Here is a 26,576-nt window from a genome sequence, read left to right on the forward strand (position 1 = left end):
AGCAAACTTTAGGAAAAATAGCGAACAATGCAAATTTATTCGATGTCCAATATTCGCATCCGATAGCAGTTCATCGCAGCGCTTCCCAGTTGCTCCAACAATCGGTAATTGACCACCGCACCTACTGCTGCACCGATAACTGGAACTAATTGAGCCATTTTAGCCAAATCGATATAATCACGGTACTCCAGTTGGAAGGTCCTCCAATCGAAGCTATCAATATTATCCGGAAGGTCTGCCGCATACGCGTCCCAGATGACTAATCTATGGTATACTTCAGCCCGGTGCTTATGGCTGGAAAATGCTAGTTGGAACACCGTCAGCAAAAAGAGCCGTTCTTTATACTGCCGTACATCAAATCCGTACGTTGCGGCAATATCAAATAACATCTTCATCTTAATGGCCAATAATGCGGGAAAATCAGCAATTCCCATTAGAATACCTCCAGCGCCGGTAATGGCTCCCTCCAACGACCCCGTTTTTTTATAAGTGTCGATGAGCCGCTTAACGTAAGCCTCACGCAATTGGAAACTACCATACACACCAGGCGGCGCTGTGGTATATTTTGCACCAAAAAGTACTCCCTTCACCATTTTCTCAATTGCGAAGGTTATCACCTGATGTATCCGCTCGGGAATTAAATTGTTGAGTCTGGTCTGTATATTTTTTGCCCACACACTACTTAGAGGCTGCTTCTTGGTCATTTTATGTTTCCAAAACGCTAACTCGATCGCTACCTTTTTTCGGTATAACGGCGACATTTCCGGAAGCTCTTTCTTTTTCATATGTAGGATTAGACGGGCTGTAAATGATTTTGTTTCGACATTTTTTTATGTCGAAAAATCTACTAACTTTGTAGACTACAAACTTATAAATACGAAAACTTATAAATATAAAAAGGAGGAACAAACATGGGCTTACGATTAGGTGATACCGCACCGAATTTTAAAGCGGTAACGACAATAGGCGAAATCGATTTTTACGATTACACAGAAGGAAGCTGGGTGGTCTTGTTTTCACATCCGGCCGACTATACGCCTGTGTGTACGACTGAACTGGGGCGCACCGCCCAATTGAAAAGCGAATTTGAAAAACGCAATGTCAAAGTGCTCGCAGTGAGTGTAGACCCGATAGACAGCCATCACGGATGGGTTAATGATATCAACGAAACGCAAAACTGTGAAGTAGATTTTCCGTTGATAGCTGATCCCGATCGACACGTTTCTGAACTTTATGACATGATTCACCCAAACGCGTCGGCAACCGCTACCGTCCGTTCGGTTTTCGTCATTGGGCCTGACCGTAAAATTAAGTTAACGCTTACTTACCCAGCTTCTACGGGCCGTAATTTCAATGAAATTCTTCGTGTAATTGATTCGCTGCAGTTGACCGCAGACTATAGTGTGGCAACACCGGCCGACTGGAATCACGGTGAAGACGTAATCGTGGTTCCGGCGATCCAAACTGAAGACATTCCCGCAAAATTTCCAAAAGGTCACAAGGTGATTAAACCTTACCTGCGTACTACACCACAGCCCAACATCTAAAAGTTTTATCAATTCACAAAAAAAAGCGATTGACTTTAGAGCCAATCGCTTTTCAATTCCACAAAAAAGTCCTTAATAAACCTTCACCAAATAGACATACTCCTGAATCTTTTTAATTTGATCCGTACGTTTCAATCCATTAAGTGAATTCTTACGATTGATTGTCAATTTACTTGCCAAAGAATCCATCGGAATCGCTGATATAGATTTTAAAAGCGCCTCTGCTTTAATTGCAAAAGATGCCCCATCAATTCCTGTTTGCTTACCACTGATGATACCAATCACTTGCCCCCTGCTATCTATCACGGGTCCTCCACTATTGCCGGGATTGACCGGAATGGACAACTGATAAGCCGTAGTATCCCCTGCGTAACCGGTACGCGAACTGAGATACCCCTGCCCGTAAACTACCTCATCACGCGGAAATCCGATTGTATATACATCTTCACCGAGATCCGAATCCGCTTCTTTAAACGTATAGGGAGTGGTTTTTAGCGGACTGAAAGCGCTGTCACTGATATGTAACATCGCCAGGTCGTTAGTGGGATCGATGTAAATCACATCTGCCCTCAAGGACTCACCTTTCGTATTCTGCAAGTGAACGGAATCCGCATCCTTCACCACGTGATAGTTGGTTACGACATACCCGTTAGGAGAGATGATAAAACCCGTGGCACCGAAATGCCCCTCAGATTGTCCCTCTTTTTGCTTTTCGTTATTGATATTACGTATTACCGCATTTTGTGCATTTACATTCTGCTTGACCGTATTCATATCCCTCCGCAATGCGCTGTAATTTGTCGTGGTTTTTTCAATGGTTTTGTAGTATCCAGACAGCCACAATGTCGAAAAAACGGCTACAATTGCCACACTTGCTGCCACCAACGAGTTGACTTTAAACCGGTTCCATAGGGCAACCAGCATCGGTTCCCAGCGCCCTTCCGCCACGGTGGTATCGGGGCGATGGTATCGGTCTGCTACCACAGCCAGTGTACTTTTAAAAGCCGCTCGATCTGCGTGATGCTTAAGTTGCTGTAAAAAAAGCCGGTGTGTTGCCAACTGCTCAGCCGCTGCCGGATTCCCTTCACAATACCGTTCAAAAGCAATGCGTTCGGAGCTATCCATCTCGCCATTGAGGAACCTATCGGCCTGCACTATAAAATCCTGTTCGTTCATCATATCCGTTCACCTAGTTGAAAAAAACAATCGCTTTAACCGCTGCAGGCATTTATATTTTTGGTTTTTTGCGTTATCTGCGCTGGTATATCCAAATTTTTCACAAATTTCCTGCATGGATAAATTCATTATATAAAAGTCATGGATAATGGTCCGGCAAGGTTCACCCAATTTATCCAACGCCTGTTCCATCAAAGACAGCTGCACTTCAGTTTCTCGATGTTTTGCTAAGTCATCCTCTACCGGAATAACTTCCTCATAACTACTGACGTCTTGAAACGCCCGCTCTTGGCTTCCCAGCTGTTTGAGCCACAGTCTCCGGCATACCGAGTAAATATAGGTCTTTAGTTTGCTGCTTAATTCAAAATTTCCCTGCTTAATCTTGTCATACAATACGATTACCGCTTCCTGAAAAATATCTTTTGCCTCCTCCTCCGTACCATTGTTCTGAATCACCATATGCAGTACCATGGGGAAATAATCGTGATATAAGCTTTCCAAAACTGCAGCATCACCACACGCAATGCCATCCACGGTTTTCAAGTCAGCGTCCGACACAACCGATCTATTTAACTTACTCACCTATTAATACGCTTATGCCCAAAATGTAACCCTTATCCCTCACCAAACCTAAGATATTTTTTTGATTTACCGTATCTCCATTCGCGGTTCGCTCTTCATGCATAACTTGTTGCGACCCATCGGGAGCTCACAATTTTTTACGCCAAACCTGCAAAGGATATTTACAGCTTCCCTTGGCCATCTTCAATTTTCGTTCTTGACCACTTGCGTCATTGAAATCAAGGTGGTGATCATCAATCCAAATAAGCCAATCACTGCATACGAATAGCGGAGACTGGCTAATTCAGCGACGTAACCGATCAACGGGGGCCCCATGAGAAAGCCGAGATAGCTGACACTGGAAACCATGGCCAACGCAACCCCCGGAGATATGTTAGCATTCCGGCCCGCGGCACTATAAATCGAAGGGACTACACAAGCCACACCCAGTCCCACCAGCATAAATCCCAGTGAAGCTGTCGTTACCGTAGGAAAGACGACCGCAATCCCCATACCTACAAAGATGAAGCAGCCACTCGCTTGCAATAACGTGCGCCTTCCGATGCGCCGGATTGCCCAGTCGCCCAAAAAGCGGCCAGCGGCCATCATGATCATGAACGACGCATAGCCAACCACAACCAATGAAGAAGGGGCCCGCACAATATCCTTGAAGTAGATACCACTCCAATCAAACATCGCCCCTTCGGTGGCCATGCTGCAAAACCCGATGATACCGAGTTGTATTAGCACCCCATCGGGCTTCGTAAAGAAACTCGTTTTCCGTTGCTCGGTGACCACATGGCGTACCAGGTATTTTTGATTGATTACCGTATTGATCACCACGCAAATTAAAATAATCCAAAAATGCAGATAGGTATCGACATGAAGGTTTATCATCAGCAGTCCAATCAGTGCTCCCGTAAATCCGGCGATGCTCCACGCACCGTGAAACGATGTCATGACCGAACGGCTATACAACTGTTCTGCAGCCACTCCTTGTGTATTCACCGCAATGTTGCACATATTGCCCACAATACCAAAAGCGAGCAGCGCCAGCCCCAATTGCCATCCGGTAGATACGAGAGCGATGCAGGTCAGCACAAGGGCATACAGGGGAGCCGCGACACGCAACACCCGGTGGCTGCCGTATTGGGTAACCAATCTGCCTGACAAAGGCATGGTCAATAACTGCCCAAAGGGCAATGCAAAAAGTAAGGTCCCTAGTTGGGCATCGGAAAGATTCAATGCCGACTTTATATCCGGAATACGGCTCGCCCAAGAGGCAAACGCTAACCCTTGGCAGAAATAAAACAATGCGACAGCAATTCGTATTCGTTCCCGTGAAATTGTGATGTCAAAACTTGGGATAGGTTCCGGTTCTGCATGTTCAGACACCGGGGCGGAGACAGGCTCCTCAATCAATGTTTTCAACTTTATTCTTCTGAATTTTTGCAAAGGTACGACAAATCCTCTGCCAATTTGCAAAATCGCGAAACCGCGTAATTGCTTATTTACGAAACAGTTTATCTGCAAATTGCGGAACGGCGAATCGTAAAATCGCGAAAGGGCGAATATGCGATTTTGCAACTCGGCAACCCTGTAACTTAGCCATTTCGCGAGTTATTCCTATCTTAGCATCCAATTTCCACGACATGGCATACGATACCTCCAAATGGCAGCAACATATCAACCAGGGATTAGCGGATCTTGATCTTCCTCCTGTTCCCGCAACATTATACGAACCCATCCGGTATATGCTTGCGCTGGGAGGAAAACGCATACGTCCCTTACTTACGCTCATGGCTGCTGACCTCTTTTCCATTTCCGATATCAGACATGCCATACCGGCCGCATTGGCCGTAGAACTCTTCCACAACTTCTCACTTGTACATGATGACATCATGGATGAGGCGCCCTTGAGACGGGGAAAGCCAACTGTTCACAAAAAATGGAATGCCAATGTCGCCATACTGTCAGGAGATAACCTGCTGATCATGGCTTATGGACAGTTAGCGAAATGTCCAAGCGACAAGCTACCTTCCATCTTAGAGACCTTCAACGCAATGGCCACTCACGTATGTGAAGGGCAGCAATTGGATATGGATTTTGAACGCAGTCCGACTGTCGGCATAAATGACTACCTGCATATGATCCAATTGAAGACTTCCGTGCTGTTGGGAGCCGCATTGAAAATAGGTGCAGTGCTTGGTAATGCCTCCGATGTCGACGCCCAATACCTTTATGATTTTGGTGTCAATGTAGGCATTGCATTTCAATTACAGGACGATCTACTGGACGTTTATGGAGATCCCGAGCAATTCGGAAAACAACGGGGTGGAGACATTCTTGCCAACAAGAAAACCTACCTGTTGCTAAAGGCATTGGAAACGGCAGACACGGAGACCGTTTCCGAACTGCATGATTGGATGAAGCGGAGCGATCAGCCTCAAATTAAAATCAACCGAGTAACTGCTATCTATAATTCCCTTGGTATCCAACAGGCTACGGAAACCATGAAGCGATTTTATGCGACACAGGCCTATGCGGCACTCGATCGAATTCCTTGTGAAAAAAGCCGCAAACTTCCTTTACAGACAATGGCCCAGCACCTTTTGAACCGGTCAAATTAATAACTGGCAAAATAATTGCGGCATAAAGAGCTATCATTTGCTTTTAGATAATTTTTGTTAACTTGTGCTGATTGCAGGTTACTTATAACAGGATACCATAGCTGATGGATATGGATGCATTAAAAATCACCACTTTTCAAGCATACCTTTTTTGGGAAAATATCGACAAAAACCTCAGCAACCTATCACTTAGGTTGTCCGCAATCCGTGAAAAAACTGATCTGATTATCCTGCCGGAAATGTTCAATACTGGCTTTACAATGGACGTGCAGAAATGTGCAGAAAAGTCAGATGGCAGGACGATGCATTGGATGCTCGAAACAGCTCAACAATACGATTGTGTAGTGGCGGGGAGCCTTATTATCGAAGAAGAAGGTAAATATTATAATCGTTTCGTGTGGATGACCAAGGAAGGCGATTATGTCAAATATGATAAGCGGCATCTTTTCGGTATGGCGGGAGAAGACAGGGCATTCACCCCCGGCAACCAACGTGTCATCGTTGAGCTGAACGGCTGGAAGATCTGCCCAATGATCTGTTACGATCTGCGTTTCCCGGTGTGGTCGCGCAACCTCAACAGTGCGTACGACATCTTGCTTTACGTAGCCAATTGGCCTGACAAGCGCTCGGCACATTGGCGAAGCCTTATACCTGCGCGGGCGATCGAAAATCAGGCATTTGTCATCGGCGTAAACCGGGTAGGACACGACGGCAATGAAATTTACTACTCCGGGGGCTCTATGTGTATTTCACCCATGGGCGACGTGGTATATTATAAACCAGAGTATGAAGATCTATACACATTTACCATCTACCCGAAAGACATCGAAGATACACGGAAAGGATTACCATTCTTAAAAGATATGGACGATTTCACCTTACAGGTTGATCGCAAGCCATAAAATTTGGGGTACCGCGGTTCATTAAGGGTATGGTCGTTCCAAAATAGCCGATTTAATGACGGCATCCCGTAAGTCAAACGTCATTTCGTCCCTTACATACGCCGAGTCCGCACCCTCATCGACGTCTATACGCAACGATGAGAGGGTTGGATTACGAACTGCCTTTTTAGTACGCGTCACGTTATCCGCATCCATGAACCCAGAATAACTTTCATAGGCTTCCCGGATAGGCTGGGCCTGTCGCTGGGGAGGTGCTACCACCCGCCGGTGTACATCTGTCTCGGGCTTAACAAGGGTCCGCTCGGCATTTTCTTCGGGCAATGGAGGTACCGGCGGCTGCCCCAAATTTCGCTTACGCGCTTTTTCCTGTTCTTTTTGAAAATTGGCATATGCTTGGAATGCAAAAACCACAATGGCAATCAGTATGGGTATAAAGGTTTCCATTGGTATAAAGGTATGGATTTTTTGTAACATATTTGCAGCCAGTATGTCAAACAGATTGTAATTACCATTCATGAGTAAGCAGCGACAATTGTTCCAGCAACTGTTTGAAGATAACTCCAAAAAGGTGTATCACTTGTGTTATGGATATACAGGTGACAGCGATTCGGCAAACGATTTAATGCAGGAGACATTTATTAAAGTTTGGCAGAATCTGGATAAATTCAGAAACGAGTCCCAATTTTCCACCTGGATATACCGTATTGCCGTAAATACCTGCCTTTCATACCTACGCACGGTCAAGCGCCGCACGACAGACGAATTGAACGATACCATCATTGAAAATTACGCAGAAGAACCGTCAGAAAAACAGGAACAGATTGCGCTGCTCTATAAGTCCATCTCCCAACTGGATGAAAATGAACGTATCATCATTACCATGGTATTGGACGAAATACCGTATCCCGAAATTGCCGAAGTAGCTGGGATCTCTGAAGGCAACTTACGGGTAAAAATACATCGGATAAAACATAAGCTGACAGAAATATACAACAGTAATGAAAGGCTTTGATGAGATACAACAGCTTTGGCAGGGGCAGAAACCGGAGCCAAACGTTAGCTTTGACACGATTTTAAAACGTCTTAAAAGCAATCGGACCGCCCTAATGAGAAAATTGTTTTGGCAAAGTATAGCCGTTGGCATAGTTGTTCTGACCGCTTTGTGGATCGGCCTCGCGGTAGACTTCTCAACATGGACCACCTATCTGGCGCTCGCCATCATGGTGGGATGTATCGCCTATTATTTTGTCAACCAACTAACTGACTACAAAAACATCAGCCGAAGCAGTCATTTACTATCCAAGCCACAGGACTACATTAATTACCTACGGGCTTTCCAGCAAAAACGCAACCGGTTCAATACACGGAACTATCTAATTTACGAGATCTGCATCGCTGCTGCATTTGCTTTATACGGTATCGAGATGTATTTTATATTGCCTCTTTTGACATTCGTCGGCATTTTTCTCTTCGTCATTTTCTGGTTCCTGATCTGCCATTTCGTGTTCATGAAACAGTACATCAACAGTGAGAATATGCGGATAGAAGAGATGATTGATAATCTGGAACGGATAAAAAATCAGTTCGAATAAATCTGCTCGCTTAGTTGCTGGTACAGCGCAACCAGGCCTTGGTGGCCTTCCTTCAACAGTTCCAAATGTTTCTGCATCGTGCCGACGTCGTGCCGTATGGCGGGACCGGTCTGAACCTCTCTGGGAGAAAAAGCCATCACCTTTTGGGCGGTTTCAAGGATAAGGGGACGGATTAAATCGAAATCCAATGCATGTTTGCGGAGAATATCGGCCCCGATGGCATACAAGTGATTGGTGAAGTTGCTGGCGAATACCGCCGCTACATGCAACGCAAGCCGTTGCCGGGAATCGCAGGAAAAAATCTGCGTGGATAAAGGGTCGACCAATTGTGTTAACTGAGCATAAGTGGCCTCATCTGAAGCTTCCAATGCAAGGGGAACGCTCGAAAAATCAACTGGTTTTGCTATGGAAAACGTCTGTACCGGATAAATTACGCCGTACTTCTGTGCGTGGGGGATGAGGACAGCCATATCAACACTTCCCGCCGTATGAGCGACGATGCCGTTCAACGCTGCAGGCAACTGTGCAGCCACCTGACCAATCGCGCCATCGGTTACGGCGATAAGGTATAAGTCAGCAGCCAAATCAATGGCTTCCAGATCATCAATTGCACGGGCGTTAAGCGCATCGGCTAATACGATGGCTTGAGCTTTGGTTCGGCTATACACTTGAACCACCCGATGACCGGCGTCGAAGAGCGCCTTACCGAAGTGAGTAGCTACATTTCCACTACCGAGCAATACGATGTCCATGCGGATTAAACCGATTTGATTTCCTTATTACGGCGTAGGATTGATAGGAAGAAACCGATAGTCATCACGATAGCACCGCACCAAAAGAAATTGATATAGGGAAATCTGATTGCCTTAAAAACAATCCATTTCTTTTCGGGCAGGGGCTTTTGGTACACCATTAGTTCCAGCTTATCTTTCTGTGGCATGATGTTGCTAAAACGAAGCCGAAGCCCCTGATCTTCCACGTCTTTAAACAGGTCAAAGGTGGTTCCGCCGCGTATCAGAAACACTGGCTCTGCCTCGTAGGTTTCGCCGGTTGCTGCATGTACACGGAGTGTCAATCCGACGATGATATCGTCATCCTTACGAGGAATATTCTGCACGGTGGCATTTCGGTTAATTCCTTCAACCACGATATATCCGTTGCGATAGCGTAGCGTATCACCGATATTGGTTTCATAAACCGCGGGCTCATCATACGCTTCGAAGCCGGTTTGCTCATCTTGTTGCCCTTGCAGATGGGGTTCTGACATGGCCGCCGTAATCAACGTGTATACATCGTGTGTAAGGTAGTGCTTGGTTGCAGGCGTACCGATAAGCCCTCCCATCTGTGGGTTGTTCTGGGCAAAAGGCCGAAGCTGAAAACGATCGGTTACCCGGCCCGTCTCGTCATCTATTTTCTCATAATTGATTTTATAGTACACGTTGGGCGGAGCCACGCTATCACCTACGTAGGTAATGCGATAGGCACCCATCTGCGTAGGCTCCCCTTCGGTAAGAAACAGGTTGTCTCCCGGCTTTTCCACCTGATCGAAACCAGCTACCGCAATGTAGTTGCTGCTATTTACTGAAATCACTTCATTGGTAGCCGCAGCCACCAATCCACCAATGAGTAAAAGTCCAAATCCAATATGCGCTACGGCCGATCCGGTGAGCTTCCATTTTCCCCGGATGGCATCTCCTAAAATTTTGCCGTTGGCCACAACCGTATAAGCGGCCGCAAACACCAACAGGATGTACATGAAATTAGTATATACGTTAGTGATATAAACCACTACGGCCGTGACGACGAGAGCCACTACCAGCGAGGCAATCGCCGCTGCATAAAATTTACGGACATCCGTACGTTTGTATTTCATGAACTGCGTAAATGCGGAAAGCAACGCCACAACCACTGCAAACCCTGCCTGCCACTTGTTATAGTGCTGCACCGGGTCAATCGGAGGCGCAACTTTCGTCCCGAAGACCGCATTGAACACCGGGATGGATGTGGATGCAATGATCTGCACACATGCGACTGTCAACACTAAAGCACCTACAAATAGCCAGAATTCGCGCGAATAAATATCCTCTTCTTTTTTGGTGGACGGCATTTCCTTTTTACGTTTCACCAGTAGGTATACCATGATTCCCAAGAAAATGACGTTGAAAGCCACCAACTGCCAATAAAGGCCTAAGTCCGTAAACGAGTGTACCGATGTTTCGCCCAGTACACCACTCCGAGTAAGAAACGAAGCATAAATGACTAACACAAAACTGACCAGCGCTAAAAAGGTAGCGGTGAAATACGAGTGACCTGAATTTTTGAAGGCAACCATCACATGGACCGCGGCAATAAGTGTAAACCACGGAATAATCGATGCGTTCTCCACCGGATCCCAAGCCCAAAAACCACCGAAGTTAAGTGCTTCATAAGCCCAGAAGGATCCCATAATAATCCCCGCGCCCAACGTCATTACGGCGAAGAGCGCCCACGGTATACCCACAACAATCCATTCTTTATACCGCCGTTGCCATAACCCCGCTACTGCATAGGCAAAAGGTACGATCATCGCGGCAAACCCCAGAAACAACGTAGGCGGGTGAATCACCATCCAGTAATTCTGCAACAATGCATTCAACCCGCTGCCATCGGTGATCATCCCGAGGTAATTCGGATCCGAAAAGATCGGTAAGTCCATCGCGTCCCGAAACAAGATAAAGGGTGAACTACCCACCCGCTCGCCTAAAATTTCAACGCCGATAAGCATCGATCCCAATACCGCCTGACATAACATCACCACGGTCATTACGGGGCTTTCCCAACTTTTGGCCCTGAAAACCAGTACGACACCCAATAGTCCTTGCCAAAACATCCACAACCAGAAACTCCCTTCCTGTCCTTCCCAGAAACTGGAGATAATAAAATGCGTAGGGAGGGATCTCGAAGAATGGTCCCACGCATAATAATATTCAAATAAATGATTGTAAATGATGTAAAATAAGCAACTACCGATACTGACAACCGATACCACATTTATCCAGAAAGCAATACGGGCAATTTTCAACCACGAACGATCTTTGTGGATAGTTGCAAAATAATAACTGATACAGGACAGAAGTGCGGAACCAAAGGAAAGGATAACGAAAAACTGACCGATCTTGCCGGGCAACAGGGTTTCACCTACATATGTTATATCCATCTATTATTGCCCATTAGCCGGTTTACTGTCTACAAACCCCAGATTCTGGGCTGTCGACGCTTCAATCACTTCCATTTCGTCTTGATTATATTTAGACGGACATTTCATCAAAATCTTGCTGGCATGGAACTCATCTCCTACCATCTTGCCCGTCAGTACGATTTGTTCGGAACGTTCGATATCCTGGGGTTTTGCCCCTCTGAAAACAACCCGGCATTCCGTGCTGTCATTATCGTACATAAAGAACGAAAAATGGTTGGCATCCTCTTTCGGGTTGTAGTGCAATTCCTTCTCTTTATTGAGCACGCCCACAACGTACAACTCAGATTGTTTTTCCTTTGCTTCGCTGAATGTGGAATAGGTACTTGAATCTGCGTACATTACGATAATCATCGCGATTGCTAACGCGATAACAATAATGGCTATGACCGAACTTTTCTTCATGTTGTTATCTCCCAACGGGTTAATACCAGAATGCAAATTTACGAATTGCAAAATGAAGCCACGAATATTGCAAGGGATTGGCATTTTTTAGAATTATTCTAAACAAAGTAGATAAAAAAAAACCGTATGTTTGTTTCTGAGGGAGAATAAGCTGTACCAATCACCGAAATGATCAACAACCTATATAATACCGGCAAGGCCGTCATGACAACCGGTATACTTTTAAGTTATTTCATGGGCATCGCACAGTCGTTACCCCGTGCGGAGTTCAATTTTCGAAGCGACAATGACCTTTATTTATTTAACAAGCAGGATCAGTATTATACCAATGGCATTTTTTTTAATATTCGGAAAGCGGCAGACAGCACACATTTATCTACCGCAGAAGTCAATCGGCTTTGGGGAATAACCGTGGGACAAAAAATGTATAATGCCTATACTGCTCAAATCCACCATATTGAAGAAATCGACCGACCGATTACTGCTTATCTGTTCATTGCTGCGGATATGGATCGCTATTTTGCCAACGAATCCTTCCTTTCATTCGCTGTGGAATTCGGCACCATCGGGCAACGGGCACTGGGACGTCAGTTTCAGGAACGCATTCATAAAGTACTTAATCTTTATGACATCGCGGGATGGGAATACCAATTGAAGAATGCGGCAGGTCTGGACGCTTCCATACAATACGGTAGATTGCTGTACCGCAATCCAAGTCGTTGGTTTGATCTCTCTGCCAGTGCGGAAGCGATGGTAGGACTCAATCATACCGGATTGTCCGTTGCACCTACGTTACGATTGGGAAAAGTCAATCCACTTTATCAATCGGCTTATACTTCCAGCCGATTGCAAGCACACGGTTCGTTGGCAGACGACGAATTGTTTTTTTATTACACCCCCCAATTTAGATTTGTAGGATACGATGCGACACTGCAAGGGGGCATTTTTTTACATGACAAAGGTCCGATAACTTATACGCCGTCCCGTTGGATGTTGTACAATCAATTTGGCGTAACCTATGCCAACCGATTGATAACCCTGGGTCTACAGTATATTTTTTACAGTAAAGAGGTGCCAGGTATGTTTTTCCGCCATCGGTATGGTTCCGTGAGGATGAGTTATCGATTTTAAAGCCAGTCCTTTTTTCGGTTGATTTTTCGCAGTGCTTGCTGACGTTTGACATCCAGCCTTTTCTGAATGGCGGCCTTAGACGGTTTGGTTGCTTTGCGTGGCTTGTCGATCTGAAGAGCGGCGGTCAGCAATTCTACCAGTCTCCGTAGGGCAATCTCTTTATTTTGCAATTGACTACGTGTCTTCTGGCTGACGATTTGCAAGAACCCCTCTGCCTGTATCCAACCAGCAAGGCGGCGTTGGATACGGTCTTTCTCTTTTTCTGAAAAACAAGTCGCAGCATTCACATCAAACAGCAGTGTAACCTTCGTTTCCACTTTATTAACATGCTGCCCGCCACTGCCCCCACTACGTGAAGTCTGAAACGAGACGAAAGGCCGCAATATATCCGCTTCTAGCTGCTTAATCTGTATCATCCGTGTCGGCCTCCATCCTATCCAATCCGTTACGGCCCAACGCAAACCGGCTCACCAGCATAGCCGCTACGGTGTCCCCTGTAGCATTTAGCAAAGTTGCTATGGGATCTACTAGCGTACCGATAATCATGACAGCGGGGATGGCTTCCGTAGGCAGTCCGTACACTGAAATCATCAGCATTTCCCCGATATACCCCCCATTGGGAATCCCCCCAGCGACAATACTGACCAATACCGTGATACCCAGCGCAGTGACTAGGGTAGCAGGCTCGAAAAACTCCCGGCCGATAAGTATAAATGCCACGTAAATCTTAACAATACTGGACATCGATGAGCCATTTTTGTGCAACGTAGTACCCAAAGGGATTACCACATTGGCCACAGATACAGGAATACCCATTCGGGGTGCCGCCGCAAGGTTGACAGGCATCGTAGCAATGCTGCTGCAAGTACTAATAGCAGTCGCCGAAGGCAAGATATTATTTTTCCAGAAACGATCGACACCCGATCTACCACCCGCTATATAGGCGTAAAGGCTAAAAAACACCACGAAGTAAAACGCCCCTAGCATATAATACAAGCCTAGGGGTTTCGCATAAAACCCAAAAAGTTCCGGCCCAATTGTGCCTACCTGATAAGCAAAATAAGCGCCTAAACCAAGCGGCGCAATCTTCATAATCAGGATAAGCAATTGTTTCATCACCTCATTCCCCGATGATAAAAATTTCCGGAAGGAACTACCCGCTTCGCCCGACCGCATAGCGGCAATTCCCGTAAGGAAGGAAAAGATGACAAAAGCCAGCATGTTTTCCCGCGACAGGAGTTTATAAAACTCATCCACGGAAACAAACCTGACTAATTTATCGCCCCAGGTATCATCTGGACTGCCTTGCAGCAGTTCGTTCACCGATTCCTCCTGAACGTGCGGCGCATCTACCGGAAAAAACCACAAAACAACCATCGTGCATAACGCCGCGATGATTATGGTGGATAGAAACACACCAGCCATCGTAGAAATAATACGCCCTAATTTCTGCGAGCCGTCTATATTTGCCACTGCCGAAGAAATTGCAAAAAACAGTAAGGGGACTACAGCGGCAAACAATAGATTGAGAAAAACATCACCCAAAGGTTTCAGCCATGCCACCGCCTGGGGGAAGAAAGCACCTACGATGCTGCCCAGCACAATACCCAGCAGCAGAAGCAGGATGCTTCCGTAATGTTGAAAGAATTGGGCGAATTTGCTTTCCATATTATTTATAGCTGCTAAAATAGGAGAATTATTTTACCGAAGATCAATCAGAATGGTACTTTTGTTTATGATTTTTGCCAACATAGCCACGCCATGGATCACGAACGATGCAACAGTTTTCGGACTTCTGATGGCAATCCTGGCCTTGGTCTTTTATACATCGTCATTGTCCAATCCGTTTTTCAAGCGTTTATATGCAATACTACCTCCCTTATTGCTCTGTTATTTCATTCCCGGACTGTTAAACTCCGCGGGAGTCATCGACGGAAAAAATTCGCCGCTCTATGGAGTAAGTTCAAACTACCTGTTACCTGCTTGCTTAGTCATGTTCACACTGAGCCTCAACCTGCCGGAGCTATGGAAACTGCGAAAACAAGCAGGCGTCATGTTTGCGGCTACCGTGGTAAGTGTAATGTTGGGCGGAGCGTTTGCTGTATACATCGTTGGCAGATTTGCGCCCGAAATCGTCGGAGGTGAAGGCCCCAATGAGGTTTGGCGCGGACTCGCTACCCTTGCGGGTTCCTGGATTGGCGGTGGGGCCAACCAGGCGGCGCTGTATCGCATTTTCGAACCGTCGCCGGAATTGTTCTCGGCCACCATCGCTGTTGACGTGTTCGTTGCATATGGCTATATGGCACTCCTATTGTTCGGCGCGGGCAAAGCCGATCGGATGAACCGCTTCTTCCGTGCAGATAACCGTGCCGTCGAAGAACTGACCGGGAGGATGGAAGCCTATAGCAAAGCTAATACCCGGGTTCCGCAAGTGAAAGACCTTATGATCATGCTGGGATTAGCCTTCGGCACCACCGGTGTTGCACATTTGACAGGTACGGCCATTGCTGAATGGGTAAAAACGAATGCTCCGGGCTTGGACAAATTCAGCCTTACTTCAGATTTCTTTTGGATCATTCTCATCACCACCATCTTGGGCATCTTGCTGTCGACAACCAAAGCACGGCAGCTGGAAGGGGCTGGAGCGTCCAAATTGGGGACGGTACTTCTTTATGTACTGATTGCTTCCATCGGTATGCAGATGGATATTTTGGCCATACTCGATAATCCAGGATTGTTTCTAGTAGGAATAATCTGGATGCTATTTCATGTTTCGCTCTTGGCCTTGGTTGGATGGCTGATCCGCGCACCTTTTTTCTTTTTTGCGGTATCCAGTATGTCTAACATTGGCGGTGTTGCTTCCGCCTCCGCTACAGCCGCCGCATTCCATCCATCGTTGGTGTCCATGGGCGTTATTTTATCCGTATGTGCCTATGCGGTGGGTACCTATGCCGGTTATTTATGTGGCATTCTTATGCAATTGGCTTCTCCTTAAATAAATAAGAAAGCCCGACCAAAATCGGCCGGGCCGATCTCACTGTTGCAGGTTTAGCCGGATAGGTAACGTGTAGGCTACCCGCACCGGTTTTCCGTTTTGAATAGCAGGCAACCATTTTTGACCGTTCTGAAGTACGTGCAATGCAGCGTCACCGGTGCCATATCCGAGGTCTTCTATGAGCTTCATATCCGTTAAGCTACCGTCCTTCTCGACGATAAAGGACACGAGTACTTTTCCATTCACTCCTGCTTCAATTGCTTGCTGAGGATAATCGTAGTTTCGGGCAATGTACTCCATGAATGCCTTCATGCCGCCCTGCGGCGCAGGCTGGACTTCAACAGATTGGAACACTTGATTATCGGACACGGGGTCTTTTGGAATAGTTTTAGCTGCGTCGTTTTGTTTCACCTGCTGCTCCACCTTAGCAGGCTTGGGTTCGGAATGGGACGAGCGATCCGGCAAATAACCGAAGATAATGATCGAAGGGATGGGGGTATATTCCACAGGCACTGGTGGAGGCGGTGGCGGCATTTGGTCAGCCGCATTTTCTTTTCCGGAAATACGAAACTCTATGGTTGACAAGTATTTGCCGACCGGAGCCAAGCTATCTACACGCTTGGATTGCAGAGCGCGCAACACCTGCTCCTGCTGCCCTTCCCATAATTCATTCAGGAACTTGATATGCTCAATATGTCCGTTTTCGGCCTTTTCAAAAGTAAAAGCCAAGGTTCCCTGTTTTTGATTGCGTATCGCCTCCTGAGCGTAGGAAACATTTTTACCTATTTGTTCGTTAAACAGCGCTATGTCGTTAGCCGAAACGACCGATCCACCTACGGTATCCGCCGACGTGGTGTCAACGGATAGCGACGACTGCCCGTTGTCCGACCGCTGCTGATTACAAGCGATGGAGAAAATTGCCATTGCTCCAATGAGTGGTAATAACAGGGCATAGCGAAACAAATTGCGTTTATGTGATTTGTCCCGCAACAGCATAGTGACACGGCTTTTCAACCAATGTTTACTCGAAAACGTGTGGACAAGAGCCATGCGTTCTACGCCCATAGCCCTGGCTACCAACAGCTCAGCATACGCCAGCTCATCGCCCGCTGCCGTCTTGCCATCCGCGATGTATTCATGTTGCAGCCGGAGTGCCTGCTCGTAGTAATAAACAACCGGATTGAACCAGTTGAACACTTTGACGAGCTGAATCAAAATAAGATCTGCACTGTGCCATTCCCTGGCATGCACCCGCTCATGTGCTTCGATCTGTTTGTGTCCAGCCAAGCTGCTGTCAACGCGTATCGCACCGAAGAAGGAAAAAGCAGATCCCGCCCGCGCTATGCGCAACCGGCGAAACGTCCGCACCATGCGCAGCAAAAAATACAGGAACGACACGGCACAGCCAATCGCGTAGATTGATAGCAATAGATTTTTCCACCCAAAGGAGGCAGGTTGTGATACATCAACCGTATCGCCCTGTACCACGACCGTCGCTTCCGAACCGATTAGGTATTGTGGATAGGCTGCCGGATAGGCATACCAGGCAGAGATATCCACTGCTGGCAGCATAAATGCCAAGGCCAATCCGGCAAGCAGGTAAATGCGGTTCCACCGGAAAAAAGTCTGCTTACGCAATGCCACCCAATAAAAGGCAAAAAAGCCGGCTACGTAAAAATTGGCTAGGATTAAATAAAACATAACTACCTCCTTTTTTTCTGGGTTGCTTCTTCCAGCATTTTCAATAGCTCATCCGCATCCTTGAGGTTGAGCTTTTCCTCTTCCACAAAGAACGACAGCATATTCCTCGCAGAATTATCGAAATATCCATGCAAAAGTTTGCGGGTTGCAAACGTGCGATATTCTTCTTTTGACACCAGCGGATAATAACGGTGGCTCTTACCAAAGGCTTCGTGGGCCACAAAGCCTTTCGTTTCCAATATCCGCACAATCGTAGACACGGTGTTGTACGCAGGTTTCGGAGCCGGCAATTTATCGATGATGTCTTTGACAAATGCCTCACCCAGTTCCCACAATTCCTGCATAATCTGCTCCTCCACACGGGTCAATTCTTTTAATTCCTTCATAGCGATCAGTTAAATAAGCATCCGACATTTTACCATACAAACATAAAACTAATTATTTAGTTTTAAAATTAAAAAATTAGTTTTCGTTCGGAAGACCTTAGAATATCCCAATCTTTTTACGTTTACATGAACATCCTGTCGGAAAATTTATCCGTATTTTGCACCCGACTAATAGAAGGGAGCCCATGAAGATAGGCATCGTATGTTATCCCACCTTCGGTGGAAGCGGCGTAGTAGCAACTGAGTTAGGCAAGGCGCTGGCAGCCAATGGACATCAGATCCATTTTATTACCTACAGCCAACCCGCCCGGTTGGATTTTTTTTCGGAGAACCTCTACTACCACGAGGTGACCATATCCAAATATCCGTTGTTCGATTTTCCGCCTTATGAATTGGCATTGGCGAGCAAACTGGTGGATGTGGTCCGGTTTGAAAAGTTGGATGTATTGCATGTGCATTATGCCATCCCTCATGCTTCCGCAGCATTCATGGCGAAGCAGATATTAGCTACTTACGGCATTGACATACCCGTAGTCACGACGCTACATGGCACAGATATCACCCTCGTGGGTAAGGATGCCAGCTACAGTCCCGTTGTCACGTTTTCCATCAATCAGTCGGACGGTGTGACGGCGGTGTCAACTAATTTGAAGGAAGAAACCCTTAACTACTTCGACGTGAAGCGGGAAATCCGGGTGATCCCAAACTTTGTTGACCTCAGCCGTTTCAGTCTAAAGCCCCGGCAACACTTTAAACAGGCTATCGCGCCGGGCGACGAGCGCATCCTCGTGCATACATCCAATTTCCGGAAGGTGAAGCGCACCACGGATGTCATTCAGATCTTTAAAAAGGTGCAGGAGAAAATTCCCAGCAAATTGCTGATGGTGGGTGACGGACCCGAACGTACCCACGCGGAGAAACTTTCGCGTGAGCTGGGCGTTGACAAGGATATCCGTTTCCTCGGTAAGCAGGACGCTATCGAGGAAATTTTGTCCGTATCCGATTTATTCATCATTCCTTCCGGTTCGGAAAGTTTCGGTCTTGCTGCATTGGAGGCTATGGCGTGCAAAGTACCGGTTATCTCCTCTAATACGGGAGGATTACCCGAATTAAATATTGATGGGGTAACGGGTTATCTAAGCGACGTGGGGGATGTGGATGCGATGGCTATTAATGCCATCCACATCCTGGAAGACTCTGCTCGTCTGGAACAATTCAAGGAAGCTGCCTTGAAACGGGCTAAAGATTTCCAACTGGCTAATATCATGCCTTTGTATGAACAGTATTACCAAGAGGTGATATCGGGTAGTTAAAAAAATATTTTATCTTTGGCCGCTGGAAGTCCCTTTCCAAGACGACATTTTTATGAAGTATAAACGCATCCTACTCAAACTTAGCGGCGAAGCCCTTATGGGCGACCAACACTACGGCATTGACATCAACCGTGTTACGCAATACGCCAACGATATTAAAGAAATCCACAGCAAAGGCATGGAAGTCGCCATCGTCATCGGTGGCGGCAATATCTACCGGGGTCTTAGTGCCGAAAAAGCAGGAATGGACCGCGTCCAAGCAGACTATATGGGCATGCTGGCCACTGTCATCAACAGCATGGCGCTGCAAGATGCCCTCGAAAAGCTGTCTATCAAAACACGCCTGCTCACTGCCATCAAAATGGAGCAGATCTGTGAGCCTTTTATCCGACGGAGAGCCGTACGTCATCTTGAAAAAGGACGCGTCGTCATTTTTGGTGCCGGTACAGGTAATCCTTATTTTACCACGGATACTGCCGCATCGTTACGCGCTATTGAAATTAACGCAGACGTAGTACTAAAGGGCACCCGTGTAGACGGTATCTATACAGCCGACCCGCTCAAAGATCCCACGGCTACTCGCTTCGATGAAATTACCTTTCAGGATGTTTACAACCGGGGGCTCAGCGTGATGGATATGACGGCCTTTACCCTATGCCAGGAAAATAAACTGCCCATCATCGTTTTTGACATGAACAAGCCGGGAAACCTTTCGCGGCTCGCAGACGGCGAACCCATTGGAACTTTAGTACGAGAATAAGTATCTTTGACCAAACCATAACGCATAACCATGGACGAACTCATATCCCTACAACTGGAAGACACCGCCGGGCAAATGAAAAAAGCAGTGGCACACACTGAATCCGAACTTACTAAGATCCGTGCGGGCAAAGCCTTGCCTTCCATGCTCGATGGCATTCACGTAGACTACTACGGCACCGCGACTCCCCTTTCCCAAGTAAGCAACATCAATACGCCCGATGCGCGTACCTTGGTGATACAACCTTGGGAGAAAACAATGTTGTCACCCATTGAAAAAGCCATCCTCGAAGCAAATATTGGACTGACTCCCCAAAACGACGGATCAATTATCCGGCTTAATATCCCACCACTTACGGAAGAGCGCCGCCGGGATTTGGTCAAAAAAGTGAAAGAAGAGGCCGAGAAGGGACGGGTGGCCGTGAGGAATATCCGTAAAGATGCGAATGACGTAATCAAAAAGCTAAAAAACGACGGCGTATCAGAGGATGAAATCAAAACCGGTGAAGCCGAAGTTCAGAAGTTGACCGATAAATACATTGTCGATGTGGACAAGCTGGCCGAGGCAAAAGAAAAGGATATTATGACGGTATAGTATTAATATACTGATAAATAGATAAGCCACCTGTACGAGTGGCTTTTTTTAGTTGATTATAAACTAAAAATTTAGTTATATTGCATCTATAAATTTATATAAGTTGAGAAATTATGAATTACATCGTACTGATTTCCTTTTTCTGCAGTTGCATTCTATCGGTGTTTGCCCAAGACCACGCTCCGGACAATGGCCGGTTACTCGAATTCTATCAAGCCCAGAAATACGAGGAAGCCGCCACATACCTTCAGGGTTTGTATCCCGATCCGATTACCGATCCCTCCGTGCTCAACCGCCTCGCTTATTGTTATCGCATGTCAGGAAACCACCAGCAAGCCGAACGATATTATCTGCAGCTATATGCACTTGACAGCCTGAATATAGCTACGTTGTCAAACCTTGCCGCAGTGAGGGCACAACGAGGCTTGTTACGTTCCGCGGCGGATTACTACCGAAAATTAACTGCCATAGATAGTAATTATGTACAGGCACTGACTGCATTATCGACCCTCATGAGCCGGATGGGCAAAGCCGATTCTGCTTTCTTATATCTCAAGCGAGCAAATCAGTTGCAGCCCACCAACGGCGACATCGCTTTTGACTTCGCACAGCTATGCATGGGGCTTCGCAATGACGTCGGATACCTGAGCGCAGACAGCATATTGCAGATAGCGCTGCACACCGATCCAGAAAATGGTTTGTTACTATTGGCCAAAGCGCAAGCAGCTGATAAATTAGGTAACTACAAAGAAGTGGTACAACGTTGTGAAAAGCTGAGCAAACAAGGTGAAGAAACGCTACAGGTCCTGATATTACTGGCCAAAGGGTACTTTCTTACCGATGACTTCGCCCGCTGCAAAAACACTTACGAAAAAGCATTGGACCAATACAGTGGAATTCCGGAACTCGACTACTACTACCTTGCTATGGCTTACAAGGCATTGAAAGAATACCAAGCGGGACTTGAATGCATGGATAAGGTACTCGAACTTGCTATCTCACCCAATACCGCACTGTATTATGGCCGCAAGGCCGACTTACACGATCTCGCAAACCAACCATCTGCCGCGGCTGCCGCATATCTGCGGAGCTTCCAATTCGAAAAGATTCCGCTACATTATTACAGTCTGGCGGTATTGTATGACAAAAAACTCAACAATCCGAACAACGCCCTTCGCTACTATCAAATCTACCTTCAACAGAAACCCGGAGCAACCGAAAAAATCTATGTGGATTACGTTGAACAACGAATTAAAGCGCTTCAATAAATTGAACGACAATGTAACGTTGTCATCAACCCTGGGAACACCCGACGGATTGCTAGTCGTCTCTTCCGTTAGGCCCTGCGGTAATTGATTAAGCATTTAATCACGATTTTCCCCATCTCTTTCACGGTGGTTCCACTCATATACATTCTGGTTGCTAAATAAGCTTGCATTAAAGCGGCTTTCGGCTGACCATGCTCATGGTATATTCTGTGAGACAATGCAGCAAAATATGCGGCAAAGTTCTTAGATGCTTCATTCCGCAATTTCCGCCTTTTATTTTCCGGCAGGTAATTGCTGATGATATTGATAACCTTTTGGATATCTTTAACATTCTTTCCAGAAAGAATCGAGTTTGTTGTGATGTTGGTGGTATGTATTCGATAATGTGCCAAAAGTTTCGGCGAATAGGCTACCGAATAATGTGAAGCGATACGCACCCACATTTCCCAATCTTCACCATAATGTACCCCAAAAAAACTACCCAGATGTTCGTATACTTCTCGTTTCACGACGATGGCGGGAGGCTGTATTAGATTTTTACAGGCAATTTTGTCCAGCCAATTAGCTACTATCCCACTTGCCTTTTGCAGCACTTCGGTAGTATCAACCTGTCGGCTGTTCTGGTCTATGAAATCGTAATTTGAAAAGCAAGCTCCCACCTGAGGATATTCATTGTAAAGGCGCTCCATTTCAGCATAAAAGCCGGGAGATATTTTGTCATCACCATGTAAAATATGCACATATTTTCCTCGTGCCTTATTGATACAGGACTCAAAATTTCGGAGGCTACCACCATTTTTATCTTTTTTGAAATAATCTATGCGTCCGTTGCCAACGGTTTGTACTAATTCCGCTACATTCCCATCCGTACTGCAGTCGTCTATAACCATAATCTGCATAACCTCTTCGGGAAAAGCCTGCTGTAAAACGCTCTCCAACGTCTCCCGTAAGTAATTGATACAATTATAAACGGGTATCATCACCGACCAAATTATGCGGGAATCAGCGTCTGATAACGGATTGATTATCGGTGGAGTCTGTGGTGTTCTTTCTATATCCATGATCAGTCTTCTAATAATTGGTTAGCATTCATAAAATACGCATCCCAATTTTTGACTCCCTCATCAAAGGCATTACGCTCTTCGGGTGTATATAAAAAAGGCTGTTGCTTAGCTAACACCTTTTGCACCTGTTTCCTCATCATTGCAATGTCGCTGCTGATACTGTTGCCATGCACGCGGTAAGCCGCAATCTTTTGCTTATGCGAAAAAGCAGGCAAATTTCTACTGATGCGCAGATTTAAATCGTAATCTTCACATCCAATTAATCTTGAATCGAAATAGAAGTCGAAAAATAACTCTCTACGATACATCGTATTTGACTGCATACCGATAAAATTACCCATCAACAAGCCGCGATAAAACCCTTCCCGGTGCTGCTTTAAGTCCGGCTGATCGGCGAGCAATTCACCCTCATTCCCCACCCGGTCGAATCCACCTGCTACCAAAGCCACTTCGGGGAATTCATTAAAATAATGAAGTTGCAACTCTAGGGCATTAGCATATAGCCAATCATCGGCATCTAAAAACAGCACATAAGCTCCTTTACTATATAGTAAGCCGGTATTACGGGCCATGGAAACTCCAACACGCTTGGTATGAATACACTGAACATCCGGGTAAGATGCACATACCGCAACGGTATTATCTTCCGAACCATCGTTAACCACAATGATCTCATGGTTTTGGTATGTCTGTTTTTTTACACTCGCGATGGCATCCGCTAAATAATGCCCGTAGTTATAACACGTGATAACAACAGTAACCAACGCAGAATCAGCTTGGTTCGAAGCGGTAACCTCATTTGGCAATGCGAATAAGGGTGCATCCCGGTTAACCGAATTTCTTTGGTAAAATTTCCAACCCGCTATGCATCCTTTTATCTCAGTAATCAGAAAACGTAAATGATGGAACTTACCTGTTTTCACAAACGATATAATGCGACGTAAGTACCATTCCGGAAGATGCTTCTTAATCCGCCTAATGTCACCGATGTGCGCATATTTTTCATATTGCACGAGCAACGCGCTGACGTGACCTTTCATGTAAAAGAACAACTGACGCTTAAGTTCAGCCATCGACTTCCGATGTTGATGGTATACAACCATCTCGGGTGCATAAAAGCAATTCCAACCCTCTACCATTATCCTGTACCACATTTCAGAATCTCCGCTGCAACCGGACGCTCCCACGTCCAAGCGTTCATCAAATCCCCCTACAACTTTGAAAACATCTTTCCGAAAGGCCATATTTGCCCCTGCTCCGACATCCCAGGCAGGGGGACTGTCCCCCGCGGCAATGTATTTGTCTACATATGCCTTGTCGAACGTACGGGGTAGGTATCCTTTGTTGAATCCCCAGTCCCGTTCAAATAGATATTGTGCTTTGGTCGAAATTTCCAACGGTATCGTCAATCCTGTCAATGCCATAGTCAGCGGATTCTCAAACCCTTCCTTGATCCGGGTAATCCAATTTACATCGACTACCACGTCATCATCCGTGAACGCGACGATGGCATTGCTAGCGTACTTAATACCGGTGTTTCTGGCAATATCCAGTCCCTTTCGGTCCTCTCGGACGTAAGCGACATCGCCGAATGCAGTTACCACCTGCTGCGTTTCGTCTGTATCCGAGGCATTGTCAACAACTAACAACTCGAAGTTTTGGTCGTTGCATAGTTTAAGCTGTTTGATGCATTTTTTAAGTTCGTTAGGTCTGTTGCGCGTACAGATAACTACGGTTATGGTTTGGGTAATAGCCCGGGGGAGTGTCAAATTTGCCAACAGGTAACTCAACGTACCGGATGAAAAGTCATCTTCGAACAGACTTTCCTCCCAGTTACAATCATCTGCTGCCCCAACCATCCCAAGGTAATGGGTAAGTGCGGGTGATAGCGCGGTAACAATCGCCTTCGCAAAATCCAGTTGATTTAGATCGGCCTCATACCAAATATGCCCTAGTGGATATTGGTTATACCAAAACACCAGGTAATGTTTTCCAACCGGAGGTGTTAGGGTTCTAACCTCGCTCAATTGGACATGTCGTATCGTATAAGGTGTAAACATGGTTGATAGATGTTAAGTAGTTTGAGTGAATGTAAATGGAAGCTTGGGCCGAACAGGTGCTTGCCACCTCCCGGTATTTAAAGGCTTAGCCGAAGATTTAACCTCAAAACTAAGGCTCTGGTTAAACTCGAATAGAATATGCCGCTTATCCTGAAAAAAAACAAGATTAATGACATACGACCCGTCCGCCAAAAAATGTTTGGGTATACGACAGATACCGTGGATTAATCCGTCTTTAAAACCGACTTCTTCAGAAGTGGCACTGAAAATACCTTCTCCTAAGAAATTGATCACTATAATATTAACACTCAGCAATGAATGTCCTTTACTCAGATTCCAAAAGGAGAACCTGACAGATATATCCGTTTGCGTGTCAATTACTCCGGTAACCGGTTGATCATTTGCCCGTATTTCTACTTCATGTATCCGGATCGTACCATTTCCGGGTGCATTACTTTTATCAAGAAACTTTTGGATACTCACATATGCATTTTCCCGGAGCAGATATTTTGACACTACGGATGATGCATCGCCGTGCGCAACCAGTCTCCCTTTTTCTAAATAAAGCACGGTGTCGCATAGCGACTTGACAGATTGCATACTGTGACTTACAAATAAAATAGTCTGTCCCTGTTTTTTAGAAATCTCGTCAATCTTAGCTAAACATTTTTGCTGGAAATCGAAATCACCGACTGATAATACTTCATCTAAAACGAGGATATCAGGTTCGAGATGTATAGCAATCGAAAAAGCCAGTCGGACATACATCCCACTGGAATACCGTTTTACTGGTGTGTCCAAAAATGCTTCTATTCCTGAAAAGTCGACGATTTCATCAAAGCGACTTTCAATTTCTTTTTTCTTCATCCCCAAGATATTGCCGTTTAAGAATATATTCTCCCGGCCCGTCAACTCTGGATGAAACCCAGTGCCAACCTCCAATAAACTGGCGATGCGCCCACGGCCTCGCACCACGCCGGTGGTGGGTAAAACAATACGCGAAATGATCTTCAGCAGGGTAGATTTACCCGCTCCGTTTTTACCAATTAATCCAACTACATCTCCTCGCCTGATCTCAAAATTGATGTCTTTTAGCGCCCAGAAATAAGAGTCGCCCGCAACGTTAACCATTGCCTGCTTCTTTCGCTTACGCTGCCACCACAGCGACAGATCTTCCTTCAATGTATTGGCGTTTAAAACACCCAGCCGGTATCTCTTTGAAATGTTTTCGGCTTGAATCAAAATATCGCTCATGG

26 protein-coding genes are annotated in these 26,576 nt (G+C 46.0%); 11 read left to right on the forward strand and 15 right to left on the reverse strand.

Annotated features, from left to right (window positions below; genetic code table 11):
• Window positions 1-35: 35 nt before the first annotated feature.
• Entirely contained in the window at window positions 36-785 is a 750-nt protein-coding gene (locus BMZ56_RS14300) for an EcsC family protein (protein WP_245893213.1), read from the reverse strand.
• A 126-nt stretch (window positions 786-911) separates the two neighbouring features.
• On the opposite strand from BMZ56_RS14300, the gene BMZ56_RS14305 reads away from it, so the two are divergent.
• A complete protein-coding gene (locus tag BMZ56_RS14305) occupies window positions 912-1,547 on the forward strand; it encodes a peroxiredoxin (protein ID WP_090627837.1) in 636 nt (211 codons plus the stop codon).
• A gap of 72 nt (window positions 1,548-1,619) precedes the next feature.
• On the opposite strand, the gene BMZ56_RS14310 is transcribed toward BMZ56_RS14305, so the two are convergent.
• From BMZ56_RS14310 to BMZ56_RS14320, 3 genes are all read right to left on the reverse strand, one after another.
• On the reverse strand, window positions 1,620-2,726 hold the full coding sequence (locus BMZ56_RS14310) for a S1 family peptidase (protein WP_090627839.1): 1,107 nt from the start codon (window positions 2,724-2,726) through the stop codon (window positions 1,620-1,622).
• Window positions 2,727-2,732: 6 nt separating this feature from the next.
• A complete protein-coding gene (locus tag BMZ56_RS14315; RefSeq protein WP_090627841.1) occupies window positions 2,733-3,305 on the reverse strand; it encodes an RNA polymerase sigma factor in 573 nt (190 codons plus the stop codon).
• A gap of 183 nt (window positions 3,306-3,488) precedes the next feature.
• Window positions 3,489-4,715 carry an MFS transporter gene (locus BMZ56_RS14320; protein ID WP_245893211.1) on the reverse strand — a complete coding sequence of 409 codons (1,227 nt, stop codon included), beginning with the start codon at window positions 4,713-4,715 and terminating at the stop codon, window positions 3,489-3,491.
• Between the two features lie 221 nt (window positions 4,716-4,936).
• Here BMZ56_RS14320 and BMZ56_RS14325 point away from each other — a divergent pair, with 221 nt between their 5' ends.
• Window positions 4,937-5,914, forward strand: a complete 978-nt coding sequence (locus BMZ56_RS14325; RefSeq protein ID WP_090627843.1) for a polyprenyl synthetase family protein — start codon at window positions 4,937-4,939, stop codon at window positions 5,912-5,914.
• 110 nt (window positions 5,915-6,024) lie between these two features.
• On the forward strand, window positions 6,025-6,816 hold the full coding sequence (locus BMZ56_RS14330) for an amidohydrolase (RefSeq protein ID WP_090627929.1): 792 nt from the start codon (window positions 6,025-6,027) through the stop codon (window positions 6,814-6,816).
• A gap of 21 nt (window positions 6,817-6,837) precedes the next feature.
• Here the strand turns inward: BMZ56_RS14330 and BMZ56_RS14335 are convergent, their stop codons facing one another.
• Window positions 6,838-7,260, reverse strand: coding sequence for a hypothetical protein (locus tag BMZ56_RS14335; RefSeq protein ID WP_143072928.1), 423 nt, complete (start codon window positions 7,258-7,260; stop codon window positions 6,838-6,840).
• 70 nt (window positions 7,261-7,330) lie between these two features.
• On the opposite strand from BMZ56_RS14335, the gene BMZ56_RS14340 reads away from it, so the two are divergent.
• Both BMZ56_RS14340 and BMZ56_RS14345 read left to right on the forward strand, forming a co-directional pair.
• Window positions 7,331-7,828 (forward strand): RNA polymerase sigma factor, encoded by a 498-nt coding sequence (locus tag BMZ56_RS14340; protein WP_090627847.1) that lies wholly within the window; start codon window positions 7,331-7,333, stop codon window positions 7,826-7,828.
• 94 nt (window positions 7,829-7,922) lie between these two features.
• On the forward strand, window positions 7,923-8,408 hold the full coding sequence (locus BMZ56_RS14345) for a hypothetical protein (RefSeq protein WP_143072929.1): 486 nt from the start codon (window positions 7,923-7,925) through the stop codon (window positions 8,406-8,408).
• Here BMZ56_RS14345 and BMZ56_RS14350 read toward each other — a convergent pair.
• From BMZ56_RS14350 to BMZ56_RS14360, 3 genes are read right to left on the reverse strand one after another with little or no spacing between them, the layout of a single operon-like run.
• Complete coding sequence (locus BMZ56_RS14350; RefSeq protein ID WP_090627851.1) at window positions 8,396-9,160, reverse strand: Rossmann-like and DUF2520 domain-containing protein; 765 nt, start codon at window positions 9,158-9,160, stop codon at window positions 8,396-8,398. The two genes, BMZ56_RS14345 and BMZ56_RS14350, sit on opposite strands and share 13 nt — an antisense overlap.
• A 5-nt stretch (window positions 9,161-9,165) precedes the next feature.
• The gene (gene ccsA / locus BMZ56_RS14355) at window positions 9,166-11,604 is read right to left on the reverse strand and encodes a cytochrome c biogenesis protein CcsA (protein ID WP_090627853.1); all 2,439 of its coding nucleotides are present in this window, start codon (window positions 11,602-11,604) and stop codon (window positions 9,166-9,168) included.
• A gap of 3 nt (window positions 11,605-11,607) precedes the next feature.
• Window positions 11,608-12,048 (reverse strand): cytochrome c maturation protein CcmE domain-containing protein, encoded by a 441-nt coding sequence (locus BMZ56_RS14360; RefSeq protein WP_090627931.1) that lies wholly within the window; start codon window positions 12,046-12,048, stop codon window positions 11,608-11,610.
• A gap of 168 nt (window positions 12,049-12,216) precedes the next feature.
• On the opposite strand from BMZ56_RS14360, the gene BMZ56_RS14365 reads away from it, so the two are divergent.
• The gene (locus BMZ56_RS14365) at window positions 12,217-13,179 is read left to right on the forward strand and encodes a lipid A deacylase LpxR family protein (RefSeq protein WP_090627855.1); all 963 of its coding nucleotides are present in this window, start codon (window positions 12,217-12,219) and stop codon (window positions 13,177-13,179) included.
• Here BMZ56_RS14365 and arfB read toward each other — a convergent pair.
• Complete coding sequence (gene arfB / locus BMZ56_RS14370; protein WP_090627857.1) at window positions 13,176-13,595, reverse strand: alternative ribosome rescue aminoacyl-tRNA hydrolase ArfB; 420 nt, start codon at window positions 13,593-13,595, stop codon at window positions 13,176-13,178. The two genes, BMZ56_RS14365 and arfB, sit on opposite strands and share 4 nt — an antisense overlap.
• Window positions 13,582-14,847 (reverse strand): dicarboxylate/amino acid:cation symporter, encoded by a 1,266-nt coding sequence (locus tag BMZ56_RS14375; protein ID WP_090627859.1) that lies wholly within the window; start codon window positions 14,845-14,847, stop codon window positions 13,582-13,584. Before BMZ56_RS14375 ends, arfB begins: the two co-directional genes overlap by 14 nt.
• Window positions 14,848-14,899: 52 nt before the next feature.
• On the opposite strand from BMZ56_RS14375, the gene BMZ56_RS14380 reads away from it, so the two are divergent.
• The gene (locus BMZ56_RS14380) at window positions 14,900-16,174 is read left to right on the forward strand and encodes a DUF819 family protein (RefSeq protein WP_245893209.1); all 1,275 of its coding nucleotides are present in this window, start codon (window positions 14,900-14,902) and stop codon (window positions 16,172-16,174) included.
• A 39-nt stretch (window positions 16,175-16,213) separates the two neighbouring features.
• On the opposite strand, the gene BMZ56_RS25865 is transcribed toward BMZ56_RS14380, so the two are convergent.
• Together BMZ56_RS25865 and BMZ56_RS14390 are read right to left on the reverse strand one after the other, a co-directional pair.
• A complete protein-coding gene (locus BMZ56_RS25865) occupies window positions 16,214-17,875 on the reverse strand; it encodes a TonB family protein (RefSeq protein WP_104443716.1) in 1,662 nt (553 codons plus the stop codon).
• A gap of 2 nt (window positions 17,876-17,877) precedes the next feature.
• On the reverse strand, window positions 17,878-18,261 hold the full coding sequence (locus BMZ56_RS14390) for a BlaI/MecI/CopY family transcriptional regulator (RefSeq protein ID WP_090627861.1): 384 nt from the start codon (window positions 18,259-18,261) through the stop codon (window positions 17,878-17,880).
• A 185-nt stretch (window positions 18,262-18,446) separates the two neighbouring features.
• Between BMZ56_RS14390 and bshA the strand changes: the two genes are divergently transcribed.
• The 4 genes from bshA (at window position 18,447) to BMZ56_RS14410 (ending at window position 22,196) form a co-directional block, all read left to right on the forward strand.
• Complete coding sequence (gene bshA, locus BMZ56_RS14395) at window positions 18,447-19,574, forward strand: N-acetyl-alpha-D-glucosaminyl L-malate synthase BshA (RefSeq protein ID WP_090627862.1); 1,128 nt, start codon at window positions 18,447-18,449, stop codon at window positions 19,572-19,574.
• Between the two features lie 52 nt (window positions 19,575-19,626).
• Window positions 19,627-20,334, forward strand: coding sequence for a UMP kinase (pyrH, locus tag BMZ56_RS14400; RefSeq protein WP_090627864.1), 708 nt, complete (start codon window positions 19,627-19,629; stop codon window positions 20,332-20,334).
• Window positions 20,335-20,364: 30 nt separating this feature from the next.
• Window positions 20,365-20,928 (forward strand): ribosome recycling factor, encoded by a 564-nt coding sequence (gene frr / locus BMZ56_RS14405; protein ID WP_090627865.1) that lies wholly within the window; start codon window positions 20,365-20,367, stop codon window positions 20,926-20,928.
• A 113-nt stretch (window positions 20,929-21,041) separates the two neighbouring features.
• A complete protein-coding gene (locus BMZ56_RS14410; protein WP_090627867.1) occupies window positions 21,042-22,196 on the forward strand; it encodes a tetratricopeptide repeat protein in 1,155 nt (384 codons plus the stop codon).
• A gap of 68 nt (window positions 22,197-22,264) precedes the next feature.
• Here BMZ56_RS14410 and BMZ56_RS14415 read toward each other — a convergent pair whose 3' ends face one another.
• The 3 genes from BMZ56_RS14415 to BMZ56_RS14425 are packed head-to-tail and all read right to left on the reverse strand — an operon-like array spanning window position 22,265 to window position 26,574.
• Window positions 22,265-23,257, reverse strand: coding sequence for a glycosyltransferase (locus BMZ56_RS14415; protein WP_090627869.1), 993 nt, complete (start codon window positions 23,255-23,257; stop codon window positions 22,265-22,267).
• Window positions 23,258-23,259: 2 nt separating this feature from the next.
• The gene (locus tag BMZ56_RS14420) at window positions 23,260-25,320 is read right to left on the reverse strand and encodes a glycosyltransferase (RefSeq protein ID WP_090627870.1); all 2,061 of its coding nucleotides are present in this window, start codon (window positions 25,318-25,320) and stop codon (window positions 23,260-23,262) included.
• Window positions 25,321-25,332: 12 nt separating this feature from the next.
• Window positions 25,333-26,574, reverse strand: coding sequence for an ABC transporter ATP-binding protein (locus BMZ56_RS14425; RefSeq protein ID WP_090627872.1), 1,242 nt, complete (start codon window positions 26,572-26,574; stop codon window positions 25,333-25,335).
• Window positions 26,575-26,576: the final 2 nt, after the last annotated feature.

It is taken from the genome of Parapedobacter indicus (assembly GCF_900113765.1).
Classification (GTDB): domain Bacteria; phylum Bacteroidota; class Bacteroidia; order Sphingobacteriales; family Sphingobacteriaceae; genus Parapedobacter; species Parapedobacter indicus.